Origin of the sequence: Citrobacter amalonaticus Y19 (genome assembly GCF_000981805.1) — a bacterium.
Lineage (GTDB): Bacteria > Pseudomonadota > Gammaproteobacteria > Enterobacterales > Enterobacteriaceae > Citrobacter_A > Citrobacter_A amalonaticus_C.
The window spans coordinates 2,907,726-2,921,169 of sequence record NZ_CP011132.1 but is presented as its reverse complement, the minus strand read 5'-3'; the positions used below and the strand labels follow the sequence as shown (position 1 = coordinate 2,921,169).

At 56.7% G+C, this 13,444-nt stretch carries 16 protein-coding genes; 14 read left to right on the top strand and 2 right to left on the bottom strand.

Features of this window, described 5'->3' with window-relative positions; all coding sequences use genetic code 11:
- Positions 1-6 precede the first annotated feature (6 nt).
- Genes eutC through eutR form a run of 4 tightly spaced genes read left to right on the top strand, consistent with a single transcriptional unit; the run spans position 7 to position 3,191 of the window.
- The gene (eutC, locus tag F384_RS13530) at positions 7-903 is read left to right on the top strand and encodes an ethanolamine ammonia-lyase subunit EutC (protein WP_046484837.1); all 897 of its coding nucleotides are present in this window, start codon (positions 7-9) and stop codon (positions 901-903) included.
- 9 nt (positions 904-912) lie between these two features.
- Positions 913-1,572 carry an ethanolamine utilization microcompartment protein EutL gene (gene eutL / locus F384_RS13525; RefSeq protein ID WP_046484833.1) on the top strand — a complete coding sequence of 220 codons (660 nt, stop codon included), beginning with the start codon at positions 913-915 and terminating at the stop codon, positions 1,570-1,572.
- Between the two features lie 12 nt (positions 1,573-1,584).
- Entirely contained in the window at positions 1,585-2,091 is a 507-nt protein-coding gene (gene eutK, locus F384_RS13520) for an ethanolamine utilization microcompartment protein EutK (protein ID WP_046484830.1), read from the top strand.
- A gap of 47 nt (positions 2,092-2,138) precedes the next feature.
- On the top strand, positions 2,139-3,191 hold the full coding sequence (eutR, locus tag F384_RS13515; protein WP_042999892.1) for an HTH-type transcriptional regulator EutR: 1,053 nt from the start codon (positions 2,139-2,141) through the stop codon (positions 3,189-3,191).
- A gap of 153 nt (positions 3,192-3,344) precedes the next feature.
- Here the strand turns inward: eutR and hemF are convergent, their stop codons facing one another.
- Positions 3,345-4,244 carry an oxygen-dependent coproporphyrinogen oxidase gene (hemF, locus tag F384_RS13510; RefSeq protein ID WP_046484826.1) on the bottom strand — a complete coding sequence of 300 codons (900 nt, stop codon included), beginning with the start codon at positions 4,242-4,244 and terminating at the stop codon, positions 3,345-3,347.
- Positions 4,245-4,246: 2 nt separating this feature from the next.
- Positions 4,247-5,116, bottom strand: coding sequence for an N-acetylmuramoyl-L-alanine amidase AmiA (gene amiA / locus F384_RS13505; RefSeq protein ID WP_046484823.1), 870 nt, complete (start codon positions 5,114-5,116; stop codon positions 4,247-4,249).
- Between the two features lie 211 nt (positions 5,117-5,327).
- On the opposite strand from amiA, the gene F384_RS13500 reads away from it, so the two are divergent.
- The 10 genes from F384_RS13500 (at position 5,328) to cysA (ending at position 13,420) form a co-directional block, all read left to right on the top strand.
- On the top strand, positions 5,328-5,753 hold the full coding sequence (locus F384_RS13500) for a GNAT family acetyltransferase (protein WP_046484817.1): 426 nt from the start codon (positions 5,328-5,330) through the stop codon (positions 5,751-5,753).
- Positions 5,740-6,189: a DUF2919 domain-containing protein gene (locus F384_RS13495; RefSeq protein WP_046484815.1), complete on the top strand. Its 450-nt coding sequence runs from the start codon at positions 5,740-5,742 to the stop codon at positions 6,187-6,189. The genes F384_RS13500 and F384_RS13495 overlap by 14 nt, the downstream gene beginning before the upstream one ends.
- Positions 6,190-6,255: 66 nt before the next feature.
- Positions 6,256-6,831, top strand: coding sequence for an RpoE-regulated lipoprotein (locus F384_RS13490; protein WP_046484813.1), 576 nt, complete (start codon positions 6,256-6,258; stop codon positions 6,829-6,831).
- A 95-nt stretch (positions 6,832-6,926) separates the two neighbouring features.
- Positions 6,927-7,826 (top strand): porphyrinogen peroxidase, encoded by a 900-nt coding sequence (gene yfeX / locus F384_RS13485; protein WP_046484810.1) that lies wholly within the window; start codon positions 6,927-6,929, stop codon positions 7,824-7,826.
- 3 nt (positions 7,827-7,829) lie between these two features.
- Complete coding sequence (locus tag F384_RS13480) at positions 7,830-8,516, top strand: hypothetical protein (protein ID WP_155404002.1); 687 nt, start codon at positions 7,830-7,832, stop codon at positions 8,514-8,516.
- 146 nt (positions 8,517-8,662) lie between these two features.
- Positions 8,663-9,454, top strand: coding sequence for an SDR family oxidoreductase UcpA (gene ucpA, locus F384_RS13475; RefSeq protein WP_046484803.1), 792 nt, complete (start codon positions 8,663-8,665; stop codon positions 9,452-9,454).
- A gap of 154 nt (positions 9,455-9,608) precedes the next feature.
- Positions 9,609-10,625, top strand: a complete 1,017-nt coding sequence (cysP, locus tag F384_RS13470) for a thiosulfate/sulfate ABC transporter substrate-binding protein CysP (protein ID WP_046484800.1) — start codon at positions 9,609-9,611, stop codon at positions 10,623-10,625.
- Entirely contained in the window at positions 10,625-11,458 is an 834-nt protein-coding gene (gene cysT / locus F384_RS13465; RefSeq protein ID WP_046484796.1) for a sulfate/thiosulfate ABC transporter permease CysT, read from the top strand. Before cysP ends, cysT begins: the two co-directional genes overlap by 1 nt.
- Positions 11,458-12,333 (top strand): sulfate/thiosulfate ABC transporter permease CysW, encoded by an 876-nt coding sequence (cysW, locus tag F384_RS13460; protein WP_046484793.1) that lies wholly within the window; start codon positions 11,458-11,460, stop codon positions 12,331-12,333. Before cysT ends, cysW begins: the two co-directional genes overlap by 1 nt.
- A complete protein-coding gene (cysA, locus tag F384_RS13455; protein WP_046484789.1) occupies positions 12,323-13,420 on the top strand; it encodes a sulfate/thiosulfate ABC transporter ATP-binding protein CysA in 1,098 nt (365 codons plus the stop codon). Before cysW ends, cysA begins: the two co-directional genes overlap by 11 nt.
- The last annotated feature ends 24 nt before the right edge of the window (positions 13,421-13,444 follow it).

Genomic DNA, 13,444 nt, shown 5'->3' with positions numbered 1-13,444 from the left:
CAAACAATGGATCAAAAACAGATTGAAGAAATTGTACGCAGCGTGATGGCGTCAATGGGACAGACCGAGCCGCAGACCGCCGCCCCGTCGCCACAGTCCTGCAACCAGGCACAGTGCGCGGCGCCGTCCAGTGCAGAAAGCTGCGCGCTGGATCTGGGCTCCGCAGAAGCGAAAGCCTGGATTGGCGTGGAGAATCCGCACCGCGCGGAGGTGCTGACTGAACTGCGCCGCAGCACGGCAGCCCGCGTGTGTACAGGGCGTGCCGGGCCGCGCCCGCGTACTCAGGCGCTGCTGCGCTTTCTTGCCGACCACTCCCGCTCGAAAGACACCGTACTGAAAGAGGTGCCGGAAGAGTGGGTGAAAGCCCAGGGGCTGCTGGAAGTGCGCTCGGAAATCAGTGACAAAAATCTCTATCTGACGCGCCCGGATATGGGTCGCCGTCTGAGCCAGGAAGCCATTGACGCGCTGAAATCGCAGTGTGTCGCGAACCCGGATGTTCAGGTGGTGGTGTCTGACGGTCTGTCTACCGATGCGATCACGGCGAACTATGAAGAGATCCTGCCACCGCTGCTGGCCGGTCTGAAGCAGGCCGGACTGAAGGTCGGGACACCGTTCTTTGTTCGCTATGGCCGCGTGAAGATTGAAGACCAGATCGGCGAGATCCTCGGCGCGAAGGTGGTGATTCTGCTCGTTGGTGAACGCCCAGGGTTGGGGCAATCAGAAAGTCTCTCCTGCTATGCGGTCTATTCACCGAAAGTGGCGACCACCGTTGAGGCCGACCGTACCTGTATTTCCAACATCCACCAGGGCGGCACGCCGCCGGTAGAAGCGGCCGCCGTGATCGTGGATTTGGCCAAACGTATGCTGGAGCAGAAAGCGTCCGGCATCAACATGACCCGTTAAGGAGGCATCATGCCAGCATTAGATTTGATTCGACCCTCGGTCAGCGCAATGCGCGTGATTGCTTCCGTGAACGACGGGTTTGCACGTGAACTTAAATTACCGCCGCATATACGTAGCCTCGGTCTCATCACGGCAGATTCTGATGACGTCACGTATATTGCCGCAGACGAAGCGACAAAACAGGCAATGGTTGAAGTGGTGTATGGCCGTTCGCTGTACGCCGGGGCCGCACACGGACCGTCACCGACGGCCGGTGAAGTGTTGATTATGTTGGGGGGACCGAACCCGGCGGAAGTGCGCGCCGGTCTGGATGCGATGGTCGCGCATATTGAAGGCGGCGCGGCGTTCCAGTGGGCGAACGATGCAGAAAACACGGCGTTTCTGGCGCACGTGGTGTCGCGCACCGGTTCTTATCTCTCGTCAACGGCAGGCATTGCGCTGGGCGATCCGCTGGCCTATCTGGTGGCACCGCCGCTGGAAGCAACGTATGGCATTGATGCGGCGATGAAATCTGCCGATGTACAACTGGTGACCTACGTGCCGCCACCGTCGGAAACCAACTACTCGGCGGCGTTTTTGACTGGCAGTCAGGCTGCCTGTAAAGCCGCCTGCAATGCCTTTGCCGATGCGGTTCTGGATATCGCCCGTAACCCTGTTCAGCGCGCGTAACGGAGGTCATCGATGATCAATGCACTGGGGTTACTGGAAGTGGAGGGCATGGTTGCCGCCGTTGATGCGTCGGATGCCATGCTGAAAGCCGCCAACGTCAACCTGCTGAGCCATGAAGTGCTTGACCCGGGCAAGGTGACGCTGGTGGTGGAAGGCGATCTGGCGGCATGTCGCGCGGCGCTGGATGCCGGAAGCGCCGCGGCACAGCGGACAGGCCGTGTCATCAGCCGCAAAGAAATTGGTCGGCCAGACGACGATACCCAGTGGCTGATCGGCGGATTTAAGCGTGCGTCGAAACCCCCTGAGCAGAAGAACGCGCCGAAGCCTGAAGCGCCTGCGCGGTCTGAATACGCCGACGCGCTGCTGGCACAGCTCGCCACAGTGCGTCAGGGCATGACGGCAGGAGAGGTCGCCGCGCACTTTGGCTGGCCGCTTGAAGAGGCCAGAAACGCGCTGGAACAGCTCTTTACTGACGGGGCGTTGCGTAAACGCAGTAGTCGCTATCGCTTAAAAAATTAACCTGTCGGAGGGCCGGACGTCTTACCAGGCGTCCGGCATAAAAGATCATGAAAAAGACCCGTTCAGCCAGTTTGCACCATCTTTATCATGAAGCGTTACCCGAAGACGTTAAACTCACGCCAAAGGTTGAAGTGGACAACGTTCACCAGCGGCGAACCACGGATGTTTATGAGCACGCTCTGACGATCACCGCCTGGCAGCAGATTTACGATCAGCTGCATCCGGGGAAGTTTCATGGCGAATTCACGGAAATCCTGCTCGATGATATTCAGGTTTTTCGCGAGTACACCGGACTGGCGCTGCGTCAGTCCTGCCTGGTATGGCCGAACTCGTTCTGGTTTGGCATTCCGGCCACGCGCGGCGAGCAGGGATTTATTGGCGCGCAGTGTCTTGGCAGCGCCGAGATTGCTACCCGCCCGGGCGGTACGGAGTTCGAGCTGAGCACGCCGGATGATTACACGATCCTCGGGGTGGTTATCTCGGAAGATGTGATTTCCCGCCAGGCACAGTTTTTACATAATCCGGAAAGGGTGCTGCATATGCTGCGCAACCAGTCGGCGCTGGAGGTCAAAGAGCAGCACAAGGCGGCGCTGTGGGGCTTTGTTCAGCAGGCGCTGGCGACCTTTAGCGAGAACCCGGAGAATCTTCATCAACCCGCAGTGCGTAAGGTGCTGGGGGATAACCTGCTGCTGGCGATGGGCATGATGCTGGAGGACGCGCATCCTATCAACTCGGCGGAGAGCATCAGCCATCAAGGCTACCGCAAACTGCTCTCGCGGGCGCGGGAGTATGTGCTGGAGAATATGTCGGAGCCGTTGACGGTGCTCGACCTCTGCAACCAGCTCCACGTCAGCCGCCGTACGTTGCAGAATGCATTTCACGCCATTCTGGGCATTGGGCCGAATGCGTGGCTGAAGCGGATCCGCCTGAATGCGGTGCGGCGAGAATTAATCAGCCCGTGGTCGCAGAGTACGACGGTCAAGGATGCGGCAATGCAGTGGGGGTTCTGGCATTTAGGGCAGTTCGCCACCGACTACCAGCAACTGTTCGCCGAGAAGCCGTCGCTGACGTTGCACCAGCGAATGCGCCAGTGGATGTAGTGGCGTGCCTGATGACGCTTCGCTTATCAGGCCTACAAAGCCAGACCCCGTAGTACCTGATGGCGCTTCGCTTATAAAGCCAGACCCCGTAGGCCGGATAAGGCGAAGCCGCCATCCGGCATGAATAATGTCCTCAGGCGTGGGGGGAATGCGTCACACCCACTCGCGTACCTGAATAAACTCGCTAAGGGCGGCCTCCGGGCTGTCGGCGTCCGGCTGCCAGTCATATTCCCAACGCACCAGCGGCGGCATTGACATCAGAATGGATTCGGTGCGTCCGCCGGTTTGTAGCCCGAACAGGGTGCCGCGATCCCATACCAGATTAAACTCCACGTAACGACCGCGGCGATAGAGCTGGAAGTTACGCTCACGTTCCCCCCAGCTCATCGTTTTGCGGCGCTCAACGATCGGCAGATATGCATCGCTATACCCCTGGCCGACGGCCTGCATGAAGGCGAAACAGTGGTCAAAGTCCGGCGTGTTCAGATCGTCGAAAAACAGTCCGCCGATGCCGCGCTGCTCGTTGCGATGTTTGAGGAAGAAATAGTCGTCGCACCACTTTTTGTAACGCGGATAGACATCGTCGCCAAACGGCTGACACAGATCGCGCGCGGTGCGATGCCAGTGAACGGCGTCTTCTTCAAAGCCGTAGTAGGGCGTTAAGTCGAAGCCGCCGCCAAACCACCAGACTGGGTCGGCACCCGGCTTTTCAGCAATAAAAAAACGGACGTTGGCATGGCTGGTGGGAATATAAGGATTAAGCGGATGCACGACCAGCGACACGCCCATCGCTTCAAAACGGCGTCCCGCCAGTTCCGGGCGATGCGCGGTGGCCGACGCTGGCATCGCGTCACCGTGTACGTGAGAAAAATTGACCCCAGCCTGTTCGAAGATACCGCCGTTACGCAGCACCCGACTGCGTCCGCCGCCGCCCGCGTCACGCTGCCAGCTATCCTCAATAAACTCCGCGCCGTCAATGGCGGTGAGTTGCTGGCAAATGGCATCCTGCAGGTTCAGCAGGAACTGTTTTACGCGCAAAGCATCGGGTTTCATGATTAACGTTTCTTCGAGTGTGCTTTCTGATTATCAAACCAGTGGAAATAGCTGATCACGCCGTTGGCAATGGCGGTGGCAATCTTCTGGCGAAACGCCGTGGTGCCCAGCAGTCGCTCTTCTTCCGGGTTGGTGATGAACGACGTTTCCACCAATACCGAGGGGATTGACGGTGATTTTAGCACCACAAACGCCGCCTGTTCCGTATTGCGACTGTGCAATTTATGGACAGGTTTGATCTTCCTGAGAATATGCGAACCCAGGGTCAGGCTGTTTTTGATGGTATCCGTCTGCACCAGGTCAAATAACACCTGCTGCAACAGGTGATCTTTGTCGGTTGCTTTCTTGCCTGCCGCTTCGTCGGCGCGGTTTTCGCGATCGGAAAGGTATTTCGCCATGGCGCTACTGGCCCCGCGATTAGAGAGGGCAAACACCGACGCGCCTGCCGCGCTGGGATTGGTAAAGCCGTCGGCGTGAATCGACATGAACAGATCCGCGCCGTGCTTATGGGCGATTTCGACGCGATCGTACAAGGGAATAAAGGTGTCGCCCGAGCGCGTCAGGCGGCAGTCAATGCCCTGGCTGCGTAAAATGGAACGCACATTTTTCGCAATCGCCAGCACGACGTGCTTTTCTTTGGAGCCGTTGCGGCCAATGGCGCCGGTGTCGACACCGCCGTGTCCCGGGTCCAGCACGACAATGCGCTTGCTACCCGATTTTTTCGTTACGGGCTGACTGTGACCATTGCTGGTTTTCAGTGGGGCTTCTTTGGCTGTGGCGTTCGACATCCCTGTTAATGTCAGCGCCGCCAGTCCGGCTTTCAGCACCTGGCGGCGCGATGTGAGAGTTTTTAGCGGTTTAAAAGTGCTCATACGGCCTGAGTTGTAAAAAAAATAATCCCGATGTTATATCGTATCGCGTAATCCGTTACGACGCTTGATGTTGAGAATTGTTTTACTTTTCATTTCAATACGTGACAATCCGCTATTATGCCATTTTTTCCGCCGTTTCGCGTCAGATATTGGCTAAATCAGTCGTTCACGCCATAATCACTATTTTTAGGGCTAAAAGGGTCTCAATACCATGGAGATACGCGTTTTTCGCCAGGAAGATTTCGAAGAGGTGATCACCCTCTGGGAGCGCTGCGATTTGCTGCGTCCATGGAATGATCCGGAAATGGATATCGAGCGAAAGGTGAATCATGACGTCAGCCTGTTTCTCGTCGCGGAAGTGAACGGGGAGGTGGTGGGGACGGTGATGGGCGGCTACGACGGCCATCGCGGATCGGCCTATTATCTCGGCGTACATCCGGAATTTCGCGGTCGTGGTATCGCCAATGCGCTGCTTAACCGGCTGGAAAAGAAACTCATTGCGCGCGGTTGTCCGAAGATTCAGATCATGGTGCGTGAAGATAACGATGTCGTGCTGGGGATGTACGAGCGACTCGGCTATGAGCATTCCGACGTACTGAGTCTGGGAAAACGCCTGATCGAAGATGAAGAATACTGAGTTCCATCCCGCTGATTACGACAGCCACGGTCATTTGCGTCTGCCCTTTTTATTCTGGCTTGTGCTGCTGCTCCAGGCGCGGACCTGGGTGCTGTTTGTGATCGCTGGCTCCTCTCGCGAGCAGGGCACCGCGCTGCTGAATCTGTTTTATCCCGATCACGACAACTTTTGGCTGGGGCTGCTGCCCGGCATTCCGGCCGTGCTGGCGTTTTTGCTGAGCGGGCGACGTTACACTTTCCCGCGTTTATGGCAGGCATTGCGACTGTTGCTGATTGTGGCTCAGCTAACGCTGCTCTGCTGGCAGCCCGTTCTGTGGTTCAATGGCTCTCCTGTTAACGGTGTTGGACTGTCGCTGGTGGTGGCCGATATCGTGGCGCTTCTCTGGCTACTGACAAACCGACGACTCCGCGCCTGCTTTACGCCCGAAAAAGAATGACGGAACTTTTTGGTGAAGCCGGACTCCAGGTAACGTTGACTTTGATTATTAATGAAAGGAAGTGAGATGAAATCGCTGCGTATCTTGTTATGTGCCATGCCGCTGGCGCTGACCGGCTGTTCGACGCTGTCGTCAGTTAACTGGTCTGCCGCCAATCCGTGGAACTGGTTTGGTTCATCGACAGAAGTGACCGAGCAGGGCGTTGGTGCGCTCACGGCATCGACGCCGCTGGATGAGCAGGCCATCGCCGATGCGCTGGACGGCGACTATCGCCTGCGCAGCGGCATGAAAACCGAGAACGGCAATGTGGTGCGCTTTTTCGAAGCCATGAACGGTGACAAGGTGGCGATGGTCATCCAGGGCGAGCAGGGGCATATCAGCCGCATTGATGTCCTGGATAGCGAAATTCCTTCCGCAGCTGGTGTTGAGGTTGGCGCACCGTTTAGCGACCTCTACAGCAAAGCGTTTGGCCATTGTCAGCCTGCCGCCGCTAACGACCCTGGTGCCGTGGAATGTAAAGCCGAAGGCAGCCAACATATTAGCTATCTCTTTACCGGCGAATGGAAGGGACCGGAAGGGTTAATGCCGCCGGACGATACGCTGAAAGCGTGGAAAGTGAGCAAAATTATCTGGCGTCGTTAATTTGCGTCTGAACAAACCCTGGAACGTAAAAACAGGGTAAAATAGCGCCCATCAATGCCACGATTGCGTGGCATTCTCATTTTTCAGGAGGAATGATGTCTCAGGTTCAGAGTGGCATTTTGCCAGAACATTGCCGTGCGGCGATTTGGATTGAAGCGAATGTGAAAGGCGACGTTGACGCCCTGCGTGGGGCCAGCAAAGCGTTCGCTGATAAACTGGCGACCTTCGAAGCGAAATTCCCGGACGCTCACCTGGGCGCGGTTGTGGCGTTCGGTAACAACACCTGGCGCGCCCTGAGCGGCGGGGTGGGGGCTGAAGAGCTGAAAGACTTTATCCCTTACGGTAAAGGTCTGGCTCCGGCCACGCAGTACGACGTGCTGATCCACATTCTTTCTCTGCGTCACGATGTTAACTTCTCTGTCGCCCAGGCGGCGATGGAAGCCTTCGGCGACTGCATTGAGGTGCAGGAAGAGATCCACGGTTTCCGTTGGGTGGAAGAGCGTGACCTCAGCGGCTTTGTTGACGGCACAGAAAACCCGGCAGGGGAAGAGACGCGTCGCGAAGTCGCGGTCATCAAAGACGGTGTGGATGCTGGCGGCAGCTACGTCTTTGTTCAGCGCTGGGAACACAATCTGAAGCAGCTCAACCGTATGAGCATTCACGATCAGGAGATGATGATCGGGCGTACTAAAGAAGCCAACGAAGAGATCGATGGCGACTCCCGTCCGGTGACATCACACCTGAGCCGTGTGGATCTGAAAGAAGACGGCAAAGGGTTGAAAATTGTTCGCCAGAGCTTGCCATACGGGACGGCCAGCGGTACTCACGGTCTCTATTTCTGCGCCTACTGTGCGCGTCTGCACAACATCGAACAGCAATTGCTGAGCATGTTTGGCGATACCGACGGCAAACGCGACGCCATGCTGCGCTTCACCAAACCGGTGACTGGCGGATATTACTTTGCGCCGTCGCTGGACCGTTTGCTGGCGCTGTAATGTTTGCCGGATGGCGGCTTCGCCTTATCCGGCCTACAAATACAACGTCTGTTCCTGGCGCGCCACGTAGGCCTGACAAGCGTAGCGCCATCAGGCGCGAATGCGTTGTTGATGTCGGATGGCGGCTTCGCCTTATCCGGCCTACAAATACAACGTCTGTTCCTGGCGTTCCGCGTAGGCCTGATAAGCGTAGCGCCATCAGGCGCGAATGCGTTGTTGATGTCGGATGGCGGCTTCGCTTTATCCGGCCTACAAATACAACGTCTGTTCCTGGCGTTCCGCGTAGGCCTGATAAGCGTAGCGCCATCAGGCGCGAATGCGTTGTTGATGCCGGATGACGGCTTCGCCTTATCCGGCCTACAAATACAACGTCTGTTCCTGGCGTTCCACGTAGGCCTGATAAGCGTAGCGCCATCAGGCGCGAATGCGTTGTTGATGCCGGATGGCGGCTTTGCCTTATCCGGCCTACAAATACAACGTCTGTTCCTGGCGTTCCGCGTAGGTCTGATAAGCGTAGCGCCATCAGGCGCGAATGCGTTGTGGATGCCGGATGGCGGCTTCGCCTTATCCGGCCTACAAATACAACATCTGTTCCTGGCGTTCCACGTAGGCCTGATAAGCGTAGCGCCATCAGGCGCGAATGCGTTGTTGTGCCGGATGATGGCTTCGTCTTATTTGGCACAACAGTGAAAAATACCAATCCCCGCCCCGGCGGGGATTATTTTTATCTAAGATTTACCTTAATTAGTGAGCTGTTCCTCAGCACGTATCATTTTTTGCTGTATTTTCAATGCTAATGGAGTGTAAGACTTCATATTCACAAGGAGAGCATTGAAATGGGTAAACTCACGGGCAAAACAGCATTGATTACGGGCGCATCACAGGGCATTGGCGAAGGCATCGCCAAAGTGTTTGCCCGGCATGGCGCGAACTTAATCCTGCTGGATATCTCCGATGAGATTGAAAAGCTGGCGGACGAACTGGGTGGCCGCGGGCATCGCTGTACTGCCGTGATTGCGGATGTGACCGATCCCGCGTCTGTGGCAGCGGCGCTGAAGAAAGCGAAACAGGCGGAAGGCCGTATCGACATTCTGGTTAACAATGCCGGCGTTTGCCGTCTGGGAAGCTTCCTCGACATGAGTGACGAAGACCGCGACTTCCACATTGATGTGAACATCAAAGGCGTCTGGAACGTGACCAAAGCCGTTCTGCCGGAGATGATTAAACGTAAGGACGGTCGCATTGTGATGATGTCCTCGGTCACTGGCGATATGGTCGCCGATCCGGGTGAAACCGCCTATGCGTTGTCGAAGGCGGCGATTGTCGGACTGACCAAGTCGCTGGCGGTGGAGTATGCCCAGTCGGGGATTCGTGTGAATGCGATTTGCCCGGGCTATGTGCGTACCCCGATGGCGGAAAGCATTGCGCAGCAGTCCAATCCGGCCGATCCGGAATCGGTGCTGACCGAGATGGCGAAAGCGATCCCGCTGCGTCGCCTGGCCAGCCCGCTGGAAGTGGGTGAACTGGCGGCTTTCCTCGCCTCTGATGAGTCCAGCTATCTCACGGGCACGCAAAACGTGATTGATGGCGGCAGTACGCTGCCGGAGACCGTCAGCGTCGGGATCTGACGACCGCACAACCCCTTCTGACTCTCAGGAGGGGTTTCTCTTATTCCCTTTTCAACTTTCAAATCAGCAAACGGTATATAAAACCGTTACTCCTTTCACACTCGTTATAAATATTATGGCTATTAGAAAGTCATCAAATTTATAAGGGTGCGCAATGGCCGTTAACTTACTGAAAAAAAGATATCTGACGCTGATAGCGTCGCTGTTACTGGTCGGTCAGGCGCAGGCGACGGAGCTATTGAACAGCTCCTACGACGTCTCCCGCGAACTGTTTGCCGCCCTCAACCCGCCGTTTGAACAGCAGTGGGCGAAAGATAACGGTGGCGATAAGCTGACCATTAAGCAGTCACACGCGGGCTCCTCAAAGCAGGCGCTGGCGATTTTGCAGGGGCTAAAGGCCGATGTCGTGACCTACAACCAGGTGACCGACGTGCAGATCCTGCATGACAAAGGCAAGCTGATCCCGGCCGACTGGCAAAGCCGTCTGCCGAACAACAGTTCACCGTTCTACTCCACGATGGGTTTCCTGGTGCGTAAAGGTAACCCGAAGAACATCCATGACTGGAACGACCTTGTCCGAACTGACGTGAAGCTTATCTTCCCGAATCCGAAAACGTCTGGTAACGCCCGTTACACGTATCTGGCCGCATGGGGTGCTGCGGATAAAGCGGACGGCGGCGATAAAGCTAAAACCGAACAGTTCATGACGCAGTTCCTGAAAAACGTCGAAGTGTTTGATACCGGCGGTCGCGGTGCCACCACCACGTTTGCCGAACGCGGACTGGGCGATGTGCTGATAAGCTTTGAGTCTGAAGTGAACAACATTCGCAAACAGTATGAAGCGCAGGGTTTTGAAGTCGTTATCCCGAAAACCAATATTCTGGCCGAGTTCCCGGTCGCCTGGGTGGATAAAAACGTCCAGGCCAACGGCACCGAGAAAGCGGCGAAAGCCTATCTGAACTGGCTGTACAGCCCGCAGGCGCAAACCATCATTACGGACTACTACTACCGCGTGAACAACCCGGAGGTGATGGACAAACTGAAAGATAAATTCCCGCAGACCGAACTGTTCCGCGTGGAAGAGAAGTTTGGCGCCTGGCCTGAGGTGATGAAAACCCATTTCACCAGCGGTGGTGAACTGGACAAACTGTTGGCGGCGGGGCGTAAGTAATGTTTGCAGTCTCCTCCCGACGCGTGCTGCCCGGCTTTACCTTAAGCCTGGGCACCAGTCTGCTGTTTGTGTGTCTGATTTTGCTGCTGCCGCTCAGTGCGCTGGTGATGCAACTGGCACAGATGAGCTGGGCGCAATACTGGGAGGTGATCACCAATCCGCAGGTGGTTGCCGCCTATAAGGTGACGCTGCTGTCGGCGTTTGTGGCGTCGATTTTTAACGGCGTGTTTGGCCTGCTGATGGCGTGGATCTTAACCCGCTATCGTTTCCCGGGGCGGACGCTGCTGGATGCGCTGATGGATCTGCCGTTTGCCCTGCCAACGGCGGTCGCCGGTCTGACGCTGGCCTCGCTGTTTTCCGTTAACGGTTTCTACGGCGAATGGCTGGCGAAGTTTGATATCAAGGTGACGTACACCTGGCTTGGCATCGCGGTGGCGATGGCGTTCACCAGCATTCCGTTTGTCGTGCGTACCGTGCAACCGGTGCTGGAAGAGTTAGGCCCGGAATACGAAGAAGCGGCGGAAACGCTGGGGGCCACGCGACTGCAAAGTTTTCGCAAAGTGGTATTGCCTGAACTGTCTCCGGCGCTGGTGGCGGGTATCGCGCTGTCGTTCACCCGCAGTCTCGGCGAGTTCGGCGCGGTGATTTTCATCGCCGGCAACATCGCCTGGAAAACGGAAGTCACCTCGCTGATGATTTTTGTTCGCTTGCAGGAGTTTGATTACCCTGCCGCCAGCGCCATTGCTTCGGTGATCCTCGCGGCATCGTTGCTGCTGTTGTTTTCGATTAACACCCTGCAAAGTCGCTTTGGCCGACGTGTGGTAGGTCACTAATGGCGGAAGTTACTCAATTGAAGCGTTATGACGCTCCCCGCATCAACTGGGGTAAATGGTTTCTGATTGGCACCGGTATGCTGGTGTCGGCGTTCATCCTGCTGGTGCCGATGATCTACATCTTCGTGCAGGCATTCAGCAAAGGGTTGATGCCCGTGCTACAGAATCTGGCCGATCCGGATATGCTGCATGCTATCTGGCTGACGGTGATGATCGCCCTGATAGCCGTACCGGTGAACCTGGTATTTGGCATTCTGCTGGCCTGGCTGGTGACCCGTTTTAACTTTCCAGGACGCCAGTTGTTGCTGACGCTGCTGGATATTCCCTTTGCCGTCTCGCCGGTGGTCGCGGGTCTGGTGTATTTGTTGTTCTACGGCTCCAATGGTCCGCTGGGCGGCTGGCTGGACGAGCATAACCTGCAAATTATGTTCTCCTGGCCGGGGATGGTGCTGGTCACTATCTTCGTCACCTGCCCGTTTGTGGTACGTGAGCTGGTGCCGGTGATGTTAAGCCAGGGCAGCCAGGAGGATGAGGCGGCGATTTTACTCGGCGCCTCCGGCTGGCAGATGTTTCGTCGCGTGACGTTGCCGAATATCCGCTGGGCGCTGTTGTATGGCGTGGTGCTGACCAACGCCCGCGCGATTGGCGAGTTTGGTGCGGTGTCGGTGGTGTCCGGCTCGATTCGCGGCGAAACCCTGTCGCTGCCGTTACAGATTGAATTACTGGAGCAGGACTACAACACCGTCGGCTCTTTTACCGCCGCCGCGCTGCTAACGCTGATGGCGATTGTTACCCTGTTTTTGAAGAGCATGTTGCAATGGCGCCTGGAAAATCAGGAAAAACGCGCGCAACAGGAGGAAAATCATGAGCATTGAGATTGCCAATATTAAGAAGTCTTTTGGTCGCACCCAGGTGCTGAACGATATCTCACTGGATATTCCTTCAGGTCAGATGGTTGCCTTGTTGGGGCCGTCCGGTTCCGGTAAAACCACGCTGCTGCGCATTATTGCCGGGCTGGAGCATCAGTCCAGCGGCCATATTCGCTTCCACGGCACCGACGTCAGCCGTCTGCATGCGCGCGAGCGTAAAGTCGGTTTTGTGTTCCAGCACTATGCGCTGTTCCGCCATATGACCGTTTTTGACAATATCGCTTTTGGTCTGAGCGTCCTGCCGCGTCGTGAGCGCCCCAATGCGGCGGCGATCAAAGCGAAAGTGATGAAACTGCTGGAGATGGTGCAACTGGCGCACCTGGCGGAACGCTTCCCGGCACAGCTTTCAGGCGGTCAAAAGCAGCGTGTTGCGCTGGCCCGCGCCTTAGCCGTTGAGCCGCAAATTCTGCTGCTGGATGAACCGTTCGGCGCTCTCGATGCGCAGGTGCGTAAAGAGTTGCGTCGCTGGTTGCGTCAACTGCACGAAGAGCTGAAATTTACCAGCGTCTTTGTGACGCACGATCAGGAAGAGGCCACTGAAGTGGCGGACCGCGTGGTGGTGATGAGCCAGGGCAACATTGAACAGGCCGATGCGCCGGATCAGGTATGGCGTGAACCGGCGACCCGTTTTGTGCTGGAATTTATGGGCGAAGTTAACCGCCTGCAGGGCACGATTCGCGGCGGACAGTTCCACGTTGGCGCGCACCGCTGGCCGCTGGGCTATACGCCAGCGTATCAGGGGCCGGTCGATCTGTTCCTGCGTCCGTGGGAAGTTGACATCAGCCGCCGTACCAGTCTGGATTCGCCGTTGCCGGTACAGGTCATCGAAGCCAGCCCGAAAGGCCACTACACCCAGTTAATCGTGCAGCCGCTTGGGTGGTATCATGAGCCGCTGACGGTAGTCATGCAGGGTGACGATGCCCCGGTACGCGGCGAACGTCTGTTTGTCGGGCTGCAAAACGCACGGCTGTATAACGGGGAACAGCGTATTGAGACCCGCGAAGAGGAACTTGCTCTGGCACAAAGTGCTTGATAGGTTATCAGTATGTTTATCGCC

Excerpts from the sequence above, each read along its gene's own strand:
- eutC (WP_046484837.1), top strand. The coding sequence starts at position 7 with ATGGATCAAAAACAGATTGAAGAAATTGTACGCAGCGTGATGGCGTCA.
- eutL (WP_046484833.1), top strand. The coding sequence starts at position 913 with ATGCCAGCATTAGATTTGATTCGACCCTCGGTCAGCGCAATGCGCGTG.
- eutK (WP_046484830.1), top strand. The coding sequence starts at position 1,585 with ATGATCAATGCACTGGGGTTACTGGAAGTGGAGGGCATGGTTGCCGCC.
- eutR (WP_042999892.1), top strand. The coding sequence starts at position 2,139 with ATGAAAAAGACCCGTTCAGCCAGTTTGCACCATCTTTATCATGAAGCG.
- hemF (WP_046484826.1), bottom strand. The coding sequence starts at position 4,244 with ATGAAACCCGATGCTTTGCGCGTAAAACAGTTCCTGCTGAACCTGCAG.
- amiA (WP_046484823.1), bottom strand. The coding sequence starts at position 5,116 with ATGAGCACTTTTAAACCGCTAAAAACTCTCACATCGCGCCGCCAGGTG.
- F384_RS13500 (WP_046484817.1), top strand. The coding sequence starts at position 5,328 with ATGGAGATACGCGTTTTTCGCCAGGAAGATTTCGAAGAGGTGATCACC.
- F384_RS13495 (WP_046484815.1), top strand. The coding sequence starts at position 5,740 with ATGAAGAATACTGAGTTCCATCCCGCTGATTACGACAGCCACGGTCAT.
- F384_RS13490 (WP_046484813.1), top strand. The coding sequence starts at position 6,256 with ATGAAATCGCTGCGTATCTTGTTATGTGCCATGCCGCTGGCGCTGACC.
- yfeX (WP_046484810.1), top strand. The coding sequence starts at position 6,927 with ATGTCTCAGGTTCAGAGTGGCATTTTGCCAGAACATTGCCGTGCGGCG.
- ucpA (WP_046484803.1), top strand. The coding sequence starts at position 8,663 with ATGGGTAAACTCACGGGCAAAACAGCATTGATTACGGGCGCATCACAG.
- cysP (WP_046484800.1), top strand. The coding sequence starts at position 9,609 with ATGGCCGTTAACTTACTGAAAAAAAGATATCTGACGCTGATAGCGTCG.
- cysT (WP_046484796.1), top strand. The coding sequence starts at position 10,625 with ATGTTTGCAGTCTCCTCCCGACGCGTGCTGCCCGGCTTTACCTTAAGC.
- cysW (WP_046484793.1), top strand. The coding sequence starts at position 11,458 with ATGGCGGAAGTTACTCAATTGAAGCGTTATGACGCTCCCCGCATCAAC.
- cysA (WP_046484789.1), top strand. The coding sequence starts at position 12,323 with ATGAGCATTGAGATTGCCAATATTAAGAAGTCTTTTGGTCGCACCCAG.